Genomic DNA, 14,723 nt, shown 5'->3' on the forward strand with positions numbered 1-14,723 from the left:
GAAATTGCACATGGTGTCTTTTATGACAAATTTAGTTAAGAAAAGGACATGTATGGATAAAGAAACAATAAGTTTCATGGTAGGGATCGTAGGTACTTTAATAGGTATTGCTGGTTTGGCATACGCTGTTTATGAGAATAGAGAAGCGAAGCGCATTAAGGATGTTACTCGATCAGTGGCATGGAATTTGTACAGAGTTACAAACAATGCTGGCGGTGAAACGCAAGGAAGCCTCACTTTATATAAACAAATGCATTCAGACAAAATCAACGCTGAAGTTATTCAGAAAATTTCAATTGCAAGTGAGCTTTCTTTGACTGCATATAATGACTCAATAAGGTTCATTCAACTGGCAGAGCCTCGATTCGATTTAGAAACAATAAAATACTGGCATGAAACCGGAAAAATTAAAGATAGCCATATTGAAAACTTTCAGAGAATAGTCGTCGGAGGGGAACCAAAATCAAAAAATAACCCCAAGTTAAGCGCAGACGCATAAAAATCAGGTGCAATTGAATAATTAGGGGCAGAGCCGATTTAAATTCTTGATCTACTCAATTTACATATTTTCAGTTTTCTTGGGATTACTCATTAACTTGATCAAGCGATCCAGATTGGAGAGCTAACACAAAAATTAATCTTGGAAAAAATCCATTGGCAACTCCTTTTGCTGATTTTGCACCATTTCTATACACACTGTTTTTCAAAATTTGTATGTCTTTTGTTACCAGGATTCTTATACTGTTGGTTAGTGTGTAGGAGATTGTTTATGAAAATCCAAAACCTCTCAACGATAGAGAAAGTGGAACTCGCTCAGCAAATTTGGGATTCTCTCGCCGCAGAGAAAGATTTGATTAGTTTGACAGAGCAGCAGAAGAAACTACTCGATGACAGGCTAAGGGCCTTTGAAGTAGATGGAGACTTTGGCTCAAGTTGGCAAGATGTAAAAAATAGAATCGTGGGCTAATGGCCTATTCTTTATTTGTCCGACCTGAAGCTGAAAATGATGTCAGGGAAGCATACACTTATTATCAACAGTGCCGGGTCGGCTTGGGTAACGATTTTATAGAATCAATAGAAAGCGCATTTGAAAAAATGCTTTCCAATCCAAAGTTATACCGTGAAACTCACAACTCTCTTCGCCGTATATTTATCAAACGCTTTCCATTTGGCGTGTTTTACAAAATTATTGGCAATAAGATACTGGTTATAGCTGTGCTCCATACCAGTAGAGATCCTGCTTTATGGCAACAACGCAGCTCAGAATAACAAGAACCAACAAAACCGGGTCACAGTTGTTAACCCGGTATTGGTTTTTATCACATTCGTTTTTTATTCTGCCAGGTTTTCCAACGGCACATAATCCAAATCAAAGCCAAAACAGCGTGGGCTGACGGCTGCCAGGGCTTTTTCGCTGCGGTAGAAATCTGGGCAGCCGATGGCGAAAATCGCCACCCGTTGGCCATAGCGCAGTCGCTCAGCGTTGATGGGTTGGGTGGATTCGTAATCCACGATCACAATTAAATCGGGTACTGAGGTCAGTACTTTGCCGTTTTCTGTGGCCAGTAAGTACTCGTTTTTGATACTGATTTTAATTTCCCGTTGGGCATCAGCAAAATCCACGATGGTGGCTTCACCCACGTCATAGCCGCCCACAATCTGCGTACTTTTGTCTACTACCTTGCCGCAACCAAGCAGTTCACATTTGCCATACAAAGAGTCTTGAAACAGGGCTTTTAGAGCGGCCAAGTGTTGCTGGGCATTGGCTCTTTGGCTGCGCAAAAGCTTTCCTAGCTCAATGGCGAAACTCAAGGTACCGGGAATGATAGATTGTTTTAACTGGGCGCCAGTCATGGGGTGCTCTGCGGTGGTGAGCATGCCACCCGAAGCCATCGTCAGTGCCCGGATATGGCGCTCATATGTTGCGGTATCTGGGGTACTAAAGGTGGTGATATTGCCCTGGTAATCACACGCGATAGCTGGGGAGGGGCATACGCCTTCAATGGCGTAGCTCATCATTTGTGCTTCAGGCAAGGCGCGGCCCATGCCGTCTCCGTCCACAATAGGAATGCCGGTTGCGGCCGCGGCAATCAACGGCAAGAGGGAATTCGCGCCGCCTATTTCAAAAGCGGCGATGGCATCTACCTTTTTGCCAGTATGGGCTTGCCAGGCGTTCAAGGCATTTTCGGCCTCGGATAACGAGGGTAATAACTCCAGGCTAACCGTTGGTGCGCCAACACCCCCTAAGGTGATAATCGTAGCGTCATATGCCAGTTCTTGTGGTTGTATTAAGCGAACATCACCGTATTTGGCTAATGCCTGTTTGGCCAGTAACAAGGGCACATAAGGATCGCCGCCACCGCCAGTAGCCAAAAATACCGCGCCTAAGGCGAGATCGTCTAACTGCGCTGCTGTAATCTTCATGCTGATACTCCTTTTGCTGCTGACAATGTGATATCACCAATCACTTTGACTCTGAGTTTAATATTGCCATCGTCCATATAAGGGATACTGGTTTCTTCGATATCTGCCAGTTTCAGGCTGTCGGGGATGGCGCCTGCGGCAATGGCATTCTCAACGGCTTGTTGTTTAACTTGTTGGATGGCGGCTTCTCGAGACAGGCTACGGTAATTCAACATAGCTTCGGCTTCACCGCCGATCTGAGCAATTGAGGCGCCGATGGCATTGGCAACGGCGGCGTTTTCCGGTCGTATCACCTGTGAGGCCGATTGCAACTCATCTTGCACCAGAATGGCACCGCCACCCACCAGAATGACAGGTACGGGTTTGCTGCCTGGCTTCATCATATCGATGTGCTGATCCAGCATACTCTTGATTTGCCCTCTGGCATTGTTAACGGTGTCGAGAGACAAGTCTGCCAGTTTTGAGGCATCGCCAATTTCCGCTTTGCCCATGGCCACAATAATGTCTGTTGCGGTAAGGGTATCGCCACCAAAGACTAAGCCTTCATTTACCAGGTTATGGCCTGTGGATTGCGGCCCCAGGCGTTTACCGTTGTCTTGTACAATACTGCCACCGCCCAGGCCTACCGCCTGAATATCCGGCATACGAAAATTAGTACGCACCCCGCCTACTTCTATCACCACATTGGATTCCCGCGGGAAACCATCCTGCAATACACCGATATCCGACGTGGTACCGCCGATATCCACTACAATGGCATCCTTAATTCCCGTGAGCTTACTGGCCCCGCGCAAAGAGTTGGTGGGGCCAGAAGAAAAGGTCAGCGCCGGGTACTTTGTTATAAATTCCGCGTTCATCAAGGTGCCGTCGTTTTGGCTGATAAACATCGGGCAATGCAGACCTTCTTTTTGCAACGCTTGTAAGAACGCTCTTACTACTTTTTGGGCGAAAGGCAGCAGGGCCACGTTGAGTGCCGCGGCATTTTCTCGCTCCAGAATGCCCAGTTTGCCCATCTTGTGAGAAAGGGTTATCTGCGCATCGGGGATGTGCTGTTTAATATAACGTTCCGCGTGGAACTCTGGCTCAGGATTCATAGGAGAGAACGCCGAAGCCAGGGCAATATTGCGAATGCCTTTGGCTTTGATATCGCTAACCACCGACGCTAGCTGCTCAAGGTTTATTTCGCTTAAAGGCCAGCCATCGTAGAGATAACCGCCGTTAACCTGATAGCTTTGCAGTTGCATGGCCTGCACCAGATCTTGAGGCCAGTCACAACCCGGTGGTAGTCCTTCACCGGAAGGCATGCTCAATCGAATGATGGCGGTAGGGGCAAGCTCCCGGCGCTCTACCACGGCATTGGTAAATTGCGTGGTGCCAATCATTACTGACTGGATTTGATGAGCTTTAACCGCAGACTCTTTGATGATTGTACGCAGGGCATTAACGATGCCAGAGATCACATCCTGACTGGTGAGGGCTTTGGTGGCGGCCAGCAAATTGTCACCGTCCATTAAGACGGCGTCGGTATGAGTGCCTCCTACATCGATACCTATACGCATGGGGTTACTCCTGAATCCTGCTCAGATTCTCTAGTTACAAGTTAAACAAATGGGTAAAGTGGGCCACTTCTAAGTTAAAGCGCTAAATTCAGCCCGGTGGCGGATTACTATTAAAAAACATTTTGCCGCAGCCCCAATAAACCAAGCCACATAGCACTATGGCATCCAGCACATTGATGCCGGTTAGCGTAGGTACGGCGTAAAACATATCGGCCACCGCTAAGCTAGCGCCCGCCAGCCAGGCAATTGCGGCAGCCCAGGAAAAGGGAATGCTTTGGTTCAATGTCTTGACGCAATAAAAGGGTTTGTACAACAGAAAATAATCAATCAGGATCACGCCAGCTACGGGCACAAAAATAGCGGACAAGATCACCAGAAAATCGATAAAGTAATCCAGAATATCAAAGGAGGCTGCGACGATACCCACAAGCCCCAATAATCCGGTAAACAGGTGGTTTTGCGCTTTAGGCCAGGTAGCGCCGATACTCAAACAAGTACTGTAGAGGTTCAATGAATTGAGTACCCAACTGCCGCAGATCACGATGGCAAACGCCATCACGCCTAAACCAATGGCCAGCATCAGTTGTAAAATATCGGTATTGCCCGTCGCCGCTCCCGACCAGGCCGCTACCACCATCACCAATAGCTGTACCACCAGATAAGACCAAAAAGCCGTATGCCAGGCGCCTCTGGCTTGTCGACTAAAGCGGGTAATGTCAGGCAGAATAATCGCGCCGATGATAATAGCACCCACGATGGCACTCACCCCCTGACTAATGGCGATGTCTTCGTTATTACCCGATTGCAAAAACTCACTAAAGGGCAATATCTGCAAGGCATTGTAGAGCATGAACAAGGTCACCAAGGCGATAACAGGCACCATCCAGGATGCAATGCGATTGATGGCAGAAAACCCTATGATGGTGGTCATTGTCATCAGGGCTCCGGCGATTAATTCGATGGCAAAACCTGAGATAATCTCCACTTGATACTGCTTGAATAACTCAGCGACTGCCCCAGAGAACAAGTCGATGTTCACCCCAAACCAGCCTAATAGCGACAAAGCAAACGCCAGATTAATGGCCGCGGCCCCTTTATCTCCAAAGGCGATACGCACCAGCTGATAGGAGCTCATCCGGGTTTGCACACCCACAGTGCCCATGGCACCTCCTATTAAGGTGAGAATAACGCAGCCAACAAGCATTGCGATTAAGGCACTTTGTGCGCTCAAGGATTGAGACACTTCCAGCCCGGTGATAAAGGTGGGTAGAGAAAAGGCCACCATGGCAGAGATCGCAGCAATACGCGGCCAGGCTATCCACTCTTTATTTGATGGCAACGTTGTTTCCTGGAGATTTGTTGTTCCCAGTTCTGGTACAGGCATTGGGTTTGCTCATTGTGATGACTTTTTATCAGTCTATAACAAGCTGAAAAAATTATTGTTTGAAGTGCTCTCTGGTAAAAACAGATTGTTTTTTATTTGCCCGCAGATCAAAATCTTCTTTTGTTTACAGGTTCAGAGGCGATATGGCTAAGAAGAACATTAAGCTGGATGCCATTAATAAACGCATACTTGCCACGATTCACAAGCAAGCAGACCTGTCTAATCAGGAGTTAGCCGAGTTGGTAGGTTTGTCCCCCAGCGCTTGCTTCCAGCGCACCAAGGCATTAAAGGAAGCAGGATATTTCTTTAATTTTCACACCGAAATGGACCTTGAGCGGATCTGTGAGCACGTGCTGGCCTATGTCGAAGTGAAACTGCACTCCAATACGCCGCAAGCCAGAAAGCCCTTCGAACAAGCGATACAAGATATCCCCGAATTTATGGATTGTTTGCGAGTGGAAGGAGAATTCCACTACATGATGTTTAGCTGCTTTCCCAATATGCAAGCACTGAATCAGGTATGTGATGATTTTGCAGGCAACAGCAAGCTGGAGGTAAAAGAAATAAAAGTGAAAACCATTCTTGAGCGCACCAAATGGTATCTGGGCTACCCACTGGAAAAGCTTAAATGGATAGAATAGTAGACTAATTTTAAGGGATTATTTACCCGCAGTTAACTGCAGGTTTTCTCGCACTGCGTCAGTCTGGCGGGCCAGATAGCCAGACCAGAAATCTGCGCCTAGTTCGTTCATCAGGTTGGCTTCGGCATTCATCAGCATGGCTACGCCAATACCCAGCTCAGAGCAGAAAGAAACCTCTGCGCGATAGCCCTTAACCCAGCCACTGTGGTAGGCCACTTGCAATCCATCAATTTCGTAAACCCGCCAGCCCAGACCATAATGGGCGTTGTCCAGTAGCTTTCGCCAGGCGCGGCGGCGCAGTTCACGTGTAGTGCGGATTTGCGGTTGGGTGATTTCTTCGATAATGGCCGGTTCAATCACATCGGGATATTCACCGAGCATGGCTTTTAACCAGATGCCCATATCGTGGCTATTAGTATTGATACCGGCTGCAGGAGAAACGCGATAATAAGATTCGTTGATGCGGGTCTTTTTCCAGTTTTTGGCCCGAGTTAACACATGGGGCTTGGCCCAGTCATCGGCTTTTACCAGCGGAGTACTACCCACACTGGTATGGTACATATTCAGTGGCGTTAATAACTCTTGCTCCAGTACCTGACCATAAGAAGTATTTTGTTGCTGGAAATGATATTCCAGTACCCCGAACAGGGCATTTTGATAGGTGTAGCATTTGCCTGGCTGGCACAGGGGCTTTAAGTCTTTTAATTCGTCGATAATTCGCGGCAGGGAATAATTGGCTTCGATTAAGTTATCGTAGGCATTGCGCATTAAACCGCTGCTCTGGCTGAGCAAATGCTCTAGCGTAATAGTGCGATTGTTGCTGCTGAAATTGAAATCCGGAGCGAGTTCTTGCAGGGGTTGTTGCCAGTTCAACTGGCCTTTGTGCACTAATTTGGCGGTGAGGCCACCGGTAAAGGTTTTGGATACTGAAGCCAATCGAAATAGGGTTTGTTCATCAACCGGCTGGCCATTTTTTTCTGTTACACCAGTGCTGAAATAAAGAGGCTCTCGGTTGCGTTCAATATATACCATACTGAAGCCGGGAATATTCTGGCCCTGGATTTTGCTGCGGGTGTCTTGCCAAAATGCGTCGATGAAATGCTCATCTGCCAATCCTTTAGTCGGATTGAGCGCACTGAACAAAACAACAATGACAAGCAGACGCAAAAAACTCAAAAACAACCCCGTTAAACGCAATTTACAAAAACCAAGGGCGTCAAAATAAGCACACCCAAGCGCTGCATTATCCTGATAAACGGTCTGCCTTGCAATGTTGCCTTGTTGAATAACCAGGCGAATGGCACAGAATAAGCATCATTATTGAGTTCCGAATTCATCGCATCTGTTTAGTATTTTTAGCGTAAACTGCCTTTCAGCGATTACTCCAAGGAGCACAATATGAATTACCAGACCTGGCAACAAGCCAGATTAAGTCGGGATCGGCGCTTTGATGGTCGTTTTTTTGTGGCGGTGAAAACCACCGGCATTTTTTGTCGTAATATCTGCCCGGCCAATCTACCTAAAGAAGAAAACGTAGAGTATTACGCTCATGCGGCACAAGCACTGGAGCAAGGTTATCGCCCTTGTTTGCGTTGCCGCCCTGATAGTGCCCCGAGTTCCTATGCCTGGCTAGGGGTGGAAACTACCGTCGTTCGGGCCATGAAGCTATTACGGGATAATCCCGAATCTGGACTGGATGCTATCGCACAGCGCTTGGGGATTTCCGATGGCTATCTGCGCAAGTTGTTTCGCGAGCATTTAGGCGTATCCCCAAAGCAATATCAGTTAAGTGAGCAGCTCTTATTTGCCAAAAAACTCCTGCATGAAACTAACCTGTCGGTGGAGCAAGTGGCTATGACAGCTGGCTTTCAATCTGCCAGACGGTTGCAACAAAACCTGCAAGACTCCCTGCAACTAACGCCGACGCAAATCAGGCAACAGCAAAGCCGGGAAGGTAAGCAGCTGCAACTTTATCTATCCTATACGCCAGACTACTGTTGGCGACAGGTACGGGATTTCTGGCGAGTCAGAGCGGTGCCCGGCATGGAAACCGTTACCGAGGACGCTTATGCCCGCAGTTTTAATTGGCAAGGCGACACAGGTTATTTCAGTGCTGAGATAGAGCCTGAACGCTTTCGATTTAAAGTTACCTTGAGTTTGCAAAACTATCAAAATCTGCGTTTTATTTTGCAAAACATCAAGCGGGTATTGGATATCGAGACGGATTACAGCGTTGTCAGAGAAGGACTGCTGCAATCCGGACTGACAACAGAACAGTTAACGCCGGGGATACGCATTCCAGGCGTATGGAGCTTATTTGAAGCTGGGTGTCGCGCGATTTTAGGACAGCAGGTGTCCGTGAAAGCGGCGGTGAATAAAGTGGCGCAATTGACTGAAGAATTGGGCGAAACATTGTCGGGAGAACATCAACTAACGCACTTGTTTCCCTCACCAGAAGCGGTTGCAAAAAGTGAACTGGCATTTTTAAAAATGCCCGAGGCGCGTAAACGGGCGCTGCGGGCATTAGCACAATACCTTCACGATCATCCAGAGGATAACAACCCCGATGCCTGGCTAGATATTAAAGGCATTGGCCCCTGGACGGTGGCTTATGCCAAAATGCGCGGCTTGTCTGAGCCGGATATCTGGCTGGGAACGGATCTGGTGATCAAAAAGCAAATTGAGCAATTTTCATTACAAACTGATGCCGCTGCACCATGGCGTAGTTATCTGACCTTTCAACTGTGGGATCATGCCTAAATGGAAACTCAACAAAACACCACCTTTACCTATTTGCATACACCAATTGGTTTACTGGAAATCGCCGCTGAACAGGCGCATTTGAAGCATATACTGTTTGTTGAAGATGCTCAGCAGGATGAATCGGAAGAACCTGTATTACAGGAAGCAAAAAAACAATTATCGCAGTACTTTGAAGGTAACCGCACGGCGTTTGATTTACCGTTATCACCACAAGGCACAGCGTTTCAGAACAAGGTGTGGCAGGCACTGCTCAACATCGATTATGGGCAAACCTGTAGCTATGTGGACATAGCGGAAACATTGGGGGATAAAAATGCTGTACGTGCGGTGGGGGCCGCCAATGGTAAAAATCCATTGAGCATTGTGGTGCCTTGTCACCGGGTTATTGGTAAAAACGGTAAATTGACTGGTTATGCTGGTGGACTGTCCAGAAAAGCATGGTTGCTGAATTTAGAATCAGGGCACAATAGCCCTTCGCAATTTGAACTCATCTGAAAATTAATATCACTACTCAGGTTGAGAATAAAAAGGACATTTTATGCAAGCTAAATCTTATCTGGAGCTTATTATTCTGGGTGCCTTGTGGGGCGCATCGTTTCTGTTTATGCGCACCGGCTCACCGGAATTTGGTGCCTTTTCTTTGATTCTTATCAGAGCGTCAGTGGCTGCAATTTTTTTGGTGCTTTTGATGTTGTTTATTCGCCGTCATGAAATGCAGCAAATACGAACCCACTGGAAACACTTGCTAATTCTGGGCCTCACCAATACTGCGATACCCTTTACCTTGTTTGCTTGGGCAACACTCTCTCTGGAAGCAGGGTTAACGGCAACATTGAATTCAACTGCCCCTATGTTCGGTGCTTTGGTGGCCTGGGTGTGGCTAAAAGATAAGATAGCAGCGGGCACTGCTTTGGGATTAATCGTAGGTTTTGGCGGTGTCTTTATTCTGATGTCGGAAAAAATTTCTGAGGATGTTCTACTGCTGTTACCCATTTTAGGTGCGCTGCTGGCATCCACCTGTTATGGCTTTGCAGCCTGTTATTCCAAACTCTATGCTGCGGGAATGAAGCCTTTGGCGGTGGCAACCGGCAGTCAGATCACCGCCAGTATTATGCTCATCATACCGGGGGTGATGACCTGGCCGGAGACGATGCCATCGATAAGTGCCTGGCGAGATGTGATAATGCTTGGTATCGCTTGCACTGGCATTGCCTACATTCTGTATTTTCGCATTCTGGCGCGAGAAGGTGTGAGTAAGGCATTGTCGGTGACTTACCTGGTGCCGCTATTTGCCTTTATCTGGGGTTGGTGGTTTATCAATGAGCAAGTTACCCAAACGATCATGCTTGGAGCTGCCACCATTTTACTGGGTGTAGCCTTGACCACAGGTATGTTGAAGTGGCATTGGTTTCCTAAATTGTGGAATCGTTCTAGAATAAGGGTTAAATAAATCTACAATAGGACAAGCGACGCTCTGATTATTTTGGTTGGAGTGTCGGTATCATGGCCGCTGCGTTATTTAAAAAAGTTACTATTGCCAGTGATAAGGCTTGGATCGTGGGTGATATTCACGGTCAGTACGAGTTGTTGTTGCAGGTATTAAAGCAAAAAGGCTTTGATCCCGAGGCTGGTGATAGATTATTCAGTGTCGGCGACTTAATCGACAGAGGGCCTGATTCGCTTAAAACCTTACAATTGCTAAATAAGCCTTGGTTCCATGCAGTGATGGGGAATCATGAGCAATTGTTACTAAAAGGTCTGGCGGCCATGCAAGGCGAGGGCAGTGTTGCGGATATTCTCAATTGGCAATCCTTTAATGGTGGGGATTGGTATCAACCTAAATCTGATACTGCGTTGCAGGTGGCTGCGCTGCTTGAAAAAGTGCGAACCCTGCCTATTGCTATCGAATTAGAGACTGAGTGTGGCAGGGTAGGTATCGTACATGCTGCGGTGCCGGGTAACATTTGGCTGGATATCAATTTGTTATCTCATGCTGACTCGCAAAAACACATTTTGTGGAATCGCGAAAATGGCTTGAAAGCGCGTGCTATTGAACAAGGTGAGTTATCTTCGGTTGATGCTAATCTGCATCGAGTGGAGGGCATTGATAAATTGGTGGTGGGTCACACCATCATGAATTGCCGTCAGCCGGTTTTGATAGGCAATACCCTTTATCTGGATGTGGGCGCAGCCAACGGCGAGGCTCCTGCGGTGATATCTGCTCGTCAGGCGTTAACTTCAAATAAACAAGGGCGGCTGGATTCTTGAGGTTTGGCTGGCTAGGGGAGTTTGCTTTGCACCTTATTGCGGCCAGCCTGTTTGGCTTGATAAAGTGCCTCATCTGCAATTGCCACTAAATCCAGTAGCTCCCTGCTGCCGTCACTGTAGGTGACGCCGAAACTGGACGTTATACGCAATAGCTCTCCTTCTACGTTTAATGTGGCCCTTTCCATGTTTTTACGCAGCCTTTCGGCAATCTCTTGCGCAATATGGAAGGAAGCTCCTGGCAATAACAAAATAAATTCCTCGCCACCCCAGCGAGCAGCGACATCATTGGTGCGAACCGCGTCTTTCAGCATGTCGCTCACCTGTTGGATCACCACATCGCCAATGTTGTGGCCAAAGTTATCATTAATCGATTTGAAGTGATCGATATCCAATACTATTAAACTGAAGGGCATCTGGCGTTTTTTCAGTCGCTCAAATCGTTTCTCCACATAACGCCTGTTAGGGAGTTGAGAAAGGTGATCGATATTGGCCTGCTGCGCAATTTTGCGACTGACATAATGACTCAGTGTAAACACGGCCAAAATAAATAAAATAATGAGTACTAATATCGCCAGGAAGTTACCCAAAAACAGTTGGCTGATGCGATCCATTTTACCTTGCAGTGGCAATAGCAGAATCATGCGCCAATTGAGGCTTTGCAAACGCACTTCTGAGAGTAAAAAGCTTTGTTGATTTTCTTCAATTAACAAGCTGTTTAATGTGCCATCTGCTTGCTCTGATACTTGTTCATACCAGCTGAGAGATTCAAGTTGCAAAATATTCTCACGCTGATGCATTAGTGCCGTTCTGGAAGACAACATGATCTCATTTTGTTCGTTGACGAAAATAAAGTCATAACCATGCTCTGTTTTAAATTGCTCGAATTGCCGCAAAAAATGCTGCATGCTTTTACCAACGCCTACGATACCCAGAAACTGGCCTTGCTCATCGTAGACTTTGAAATCAAAAAACAGATGCACGTTATTAATGTCACCCAAATCGGCCAAAAAGTCTTTTTCCTGTGCTAGCGCTTGAAAATACCATTCAACTTTACCCTCGATAAGATCTATCTCCCGGCCGCTGGATAAATATTGTTTGCGTTTTTTGTCGCTGGCAGCAAAGAACACCAAATTGAACTTGTCTTCATAGGTTTTAAGGGCTGTGACCAGCTGTTGAGCGTCGAGCTTTTGGTCTTCCAAAAATGGGGTGAATTCGCCACTTTTATAGATGGTTTCAGCGATATGCAGGGGTTTGAGCAGCTCTTCCACAATCAGGGAAAATACTGGAGAGATGGACTCCTGTTGAATTTTGCTGTGCTCCATAAACACCTTGTTTATGGTGGACCAGGCTGTCCATGTCACTATCACTACAAAGGCGATCATGGTAACAATAAACAGCTTTCGAAGAGACGCAAATGAGTTCAAAAGAAGTCCGCTGAGAGTGTCTGACTTTGTCAAAGTTTAGACTGCTACAGGAACTGGCGCAAAACACAATCTTTCTCAAAACTGAGTTCCGCTTTTGATTGCAGGAGAGTTTGTATCCTATACAATACTGCCAGTTTTCAAGATAAGGATTAATTATGTCAGTTTCAGCAGTTGTGTTAGCCGCAGGTAAAGGCACACGTATGAAGTCTAGCCTTCCCAAAGTATTGCATCCTGTAGCCGGTAAATCCATGGTACAGCACATTCTGGATACGTTGGGTGAGGTGGGAGTTCAATCTGTGAATCTGATCTATGGTCATGGTGCTGAGCAATTGCAAAGCGCTTTGGTTAACAATTCATTGAACTGGTGTTTGCAAGCTGAGCAGCTGGGCACTGGACATGCTGTAATGCAAGCGTTACCCAATATACAAGACCAGGATGACGTTCTGATTTTGGTGGGTGATGCGCCACTGATAAAAACTGAGACACTGCGAGCTATGATTTCTGCCAAGCAACAGGCTGATCTGGTGTTGTTAACGGTGGTGGTGGATGACCCAACAGGCATGGGACGCATTATTCGCGAGGGCGAACAAGTTAAAGCCATTGTTGAACACAAAGATGCCACAGATGCGGAACGACAAATCAATGAGATCAATACCGGCATCATGATGATGGCTGGTTCTGACCTGAAGCGTTGGCTAGGGGCGTTGAAGAACGACAATGCGCAGCAGGAATACTATCTGACGGATGTTATCGAAATGGCAGCCAATGAAGGCAAGGTGATCAAAGCCGCACAAGCGAGCTGTGCCATTGAAGTGGAAGGTATTAACAATCGCGTACAACTGGCGAAAATTGAACGAGCCTATCAATTGCAGCAAGCCGAAAAACTGATGTTGAATGGAGTATCACTGGCAGACCCCTCGCGTTTAGACATTCGCGGTGACGTGAGTACAGGCTCTGATGTGAGCATCGACGTGAATGTGATATTGGAAGGTAAAGTTGAGATTGGTAATCAGGTAAAAATTGGCGCCAACTGTATCCTGAAAGATTGCGTCATTGCCGACGGTGCAGTGATAGAGCCCTTTTCCACCGTTGAAGAGGCGAATGTTGGTGCAGAATGCATTGTAGGCCCTTATGCGCGTTTGCGTCCTGGTTCTGTCATGAAAGCGAAATCAAAAGTTGGTAATTTTGTGGAAATGAAAAAAACCGAATTGGGTGAAGGTGCCAAGGCAAATCATCTGACCTATTTGGGTGACACAATTGTCGGCGCGGGTGCCAATATTGGTGCTGGCACCATCACCTGCAATTACGATGGCGTAAATAAGTTTAAAACCGAAATTGGCGCCGGGGCTTTTATTGGTTCCAATAGTTCGCTTGTTGCTCCTGTAAGCATTGGCAACAACAGTACGGTTGGCGCGGGTTCGGTGGTCACCAAAACGGTAGAAGATGAACAATTAGCCATTGCTCGAGGCAAACAACGCAATATTGCCGAGTGGCAGCGACCCCAGAAGAAGTAAAAATAAGTAAATATGAATACACTGGCGAAACAGCTAACCGCTGAGTTTTTGGGTACCTTATTATTGGTGTGCACTGTGGTGGGCTCTGGCATCATGGCTGAGCGGCTTGCTGATGGCAATGTCGCTATTGCATTGCTGGGCAATACCATTCCAACCGGTGCCATACTCTATGTGTTGATCACGGTATTTGGCCCTGTTTCCGGTGCGCATTTTAATCCCGCGGTTTCGATTGTGTTTCGTTTGAAAGGTGAACTAAGCAATCTTTTACTGGTGTTATTTATTGCAGCACAGATCTTTGGTGGGGTCATGGGAACGCTAGTGGCCCACCTGATGTTTGACTTGCCTGCACTGGAAATGGGCATTAAAGCCCGCACTGGCGCATCACAATGGTTTGCCGAAGCGGTTGCGACATTTGGCTTGGTGGCAACCATTTTGGGATTTGTTAAATTTAATAAAAACGCGGTGGCAATGGGTGTTGGCCTGTACATCACCGCGGCCTACTGGTTTACCGCATCTACCAGTTTTGCTAACCCTGCCGTCACTATTGCCCGCAGTTTTACCACCAGTTTCTCCGGTATTGATCCTGCTCATGTAACCGGGTTTGTACTGGCTCAGGTGGCAGGTGCGATACTTGCCCTTGTGCTGTTCAGTTGGCTGCTATCGGAACAAAACACGCCTGCCACACAAAAATAAATACTTGCCTTAAGTTTCGTTATGAATTATAAAGTTTCAAAATGAAACTTAAG

The 14,723-nt window shown here is 46.8% G+C and carries 15 protein-coding genes; 10 read left to right on the plus strand and 5 right to left on the minus strand.

The window, feature by feature from the left end; all coding sequences use genetic code 11:
* Positions 1–52 precede the first annotated feature (52 nt).
* From ACXAGP_RS18075 to ACXAGP_RS18085, 3 genes are all read left to right on the plus strand, one after another.
* Complete coding sequence (locus ACXAGP_RS18075; protein ID WP_475262952.1) at positions 53–499, plus strand: hypothetical protein; 447 nt, start codon at positions 53–55, stop codon at positions 497–499.
* A gap of 270 nt (positions 500–769) precedes the next feature.
* Entirely contained in the window at positions 770–967 is a 198-nt protein-coding gene (locus tag ACXAGP_RS18080; RefSeq protein ID WP_475262953.1) for an addiction module protein, read from the plus strand.
* Positions 967–1,269: a type II toxin-antitoxin system RelE/ParE family toxin gene (locus ACXAGP_RS18085; protein ID WP_475262954.1), complete on the plus strand. Its 303-nt coding sequence runs from the start codon at positions 967–969 to the stop codon at positions 1,267–1,269. The genes ACXAGP_RS18080 and ACXAGP_RS18085 overlap by 1 nt, the downstream gene beginning before the upstream one ends.
* Positions 1,270–1,332: 63 nt before the next feature.
* Here ACXAGP_RS18085 and ACXAGP_RS18090 read toward each other — a convergent pair whose 3' ends face one another.
* From ACXAGP_RS18090 to ACXAGP_RS18100, 3 genes are all read right to left on the minus strand, one after another.
* Positions 1,333–2,424, minus strand: a complete 1,092-nt coding sequence (locus tag ACXAGP_RS18090; protein WP_475262955.1) for a DUF917 domain-containing protein — start codon at positions 2,422–2,424, stop codon at positions 1,333–1,335.
* Positions 2,421–3,983: a hydantoinase/oxoprolinase N-terminal domain-containing protein gene (locus ACXAGP_RS18095; RefSeq protein ID WP_475262956.1), complete on the minus strand. Its 1,563-nt coding sequence runs from the start codon at positions 3,981–3,983 to the stop codon at positions 2,421–2,423. The genes ACXAGP_RS18090 and ACXAGP_RS18095 overlap by 4 nt, the downstream gene beginning before the upstream one ends.
* A gap of 88 nt (positions 3,984–4,071) precedes the next feature.
* On the minus strand, positions 4,072–5,322 hold the full coding sequence (locus ACXAGP_RS18100; RefSeq protein ID WP_475262957.1) for a purine-cytosine permease family protein: 1,251 nt from the start codon (positions 5,320–5,322) through the stop codon (positions 4,072–4,074).
* A 188-nt stretch (positions 5,323–5,510) separates the two neighbouring features.
* Between ACXAGP_RS18100 and ACXAGP_RS18105 the strand changes: the two genes are divergently transcribed.
* The gene (locus tag ACXAGP_RS18105) at positions 5,511–6,008 is read left to right on the plus strand and encodes an Lrp/AsnC family transcriptional regulator (protein WP_475262958.1); all 498 of its coding nucleotides are present in this window, start codon (positions 5,511–5,513) and stop codon (positions 6,006–6,008) included.
* Between the two features lie 18 nt (positions 6,009–6,026).
* Here the strand turns inward: ACXAGP_RS18105 and ACXAGP_RS18110 are convergent, their stop codons facing one another.
* Entirely contained in the window at positions 6,027–7,184 is a 1,158-nt protein-coding gene (locus ACXAGP_RS18110; RefSeq protein WP_475262959.1) for a serine hydrolase domain-containing protein, read from the minus strand.
* A 222-nt stretch (positions 7,185–7,406) separates the two neighbouring features.
* On the opposite strand from ACXAGP_RS18110, the gene ACXAGP_RS18115 reads away from it, so the two are divergent.
* The 4 genes from ACXAGP_RS18115 to ACXAGP_RS18130 are packed head-to-tail and all read left to right on the plus strand — an operon-like array spanning position 7,407 to position 11,039.
* Positions 7,407–8,768 carry a DNA-3-methyladenine glycosylase 2 family protein gene (locus ACXAGP_RS18115; protein WP_475262960.1) on the plus strand — a complete coding sequence of 454 codons (1,362 nt, stop codon included), beginning with the start codon at positions 7,407–7,409 and terminating at the stop codon, positions 8,766–8,768.
* The gene (locus ACXAGP_RS18120; protein ID WP_475262961.1) at positions 8,769–9,266 is read left to right on the plus strand and encodes a methylated-DNA--[protein]-cysteine S-methyltransferase; all 498 of its coding nucleotides are present in this window, start codon (positions 8,769–8,771) and stop codon (positions 9,264–9,266) included.
* A gap of 43 nt (positions 9,267–9,309) precedes the next feature.
* Positions 9,310–10,221 (plus strand): DMT family transporter, encoded by a 912-nt coding sequence (locus ACXAGP_RS18125; protein ID WP_475262962.1) that lies wholly within the window; start codon positions 9,310–9,312, stop codon positions 10,219–10,221.
* 53 nt (positions 10,222–10,274) lie between these two features.
* Entirely contained in the window at positions 10,275–11,039 is a 765-nt protein-coding gene (locus ACXAGP_RS18130) for a metallophosphoesterase (protein ID WP_475262963.1), read from the plus strand.
* 11 nt (positions 11,040–11,050) lie between these two features.
* Here the strand turns inward: ACXAGP_RS18130 and ACXAGP_RS18135 are convergent, their stop codons facing one another.
* The gene (locus tag ACXAGP_RS18135) at positions 11,051–12,463 is read right to left on the minus strand and encodes a sensor domain-containing diguanylate cyclase (protein ID WP_475262964.1); all 1,413 of its coding nucleotides are present in this window, start codon (positions 12,461–12,463) and stop codon (positions 11,051–11,053) included.
* A gap of 155 nt (positions 12,464–12,618) precedes the next feature.
* On the opposite strand from ACXAGP_RS18135, the gene glmU reads away from it, so the two are divergent.
* Together glmU and ACXAGP_RS18145 are read left to right on the plus strand one after the other, a co-directional pair.
* On the plus strand, positions 12,619–13,977 hold the full coding sequence (gene glmU / locus ACXAGP_RS18140) for a bifunctional UDP-N-acetylglucosamine diphosphorylase/glucosamine-1-phosphate N-acetyltransferase GlmU (protein WP_475262965.1): 1,359 nt from the start codon (positions 12,619–12,621) through the stop codon (positions 13,975–13,977).
* A gap of 12 nt (positions 13,978–13,989) precedes the next feature.
* Positions 13,990–14,670 (plus strand): aquaporin, encoded by a 681-nt coding sequence (locus ACXAGP_RS18145; RefSeq protein WP_475262966.1) that lies wholly within the window; start codon positions 13,990–13,992, stop codon positions 14,668–14,670.
* Positions 14,671–14,723 lie beyond the last annotated feature (53 nt).

The organism is Planctobacterium sp. AWM4_229, assembly GCF_056160305.1.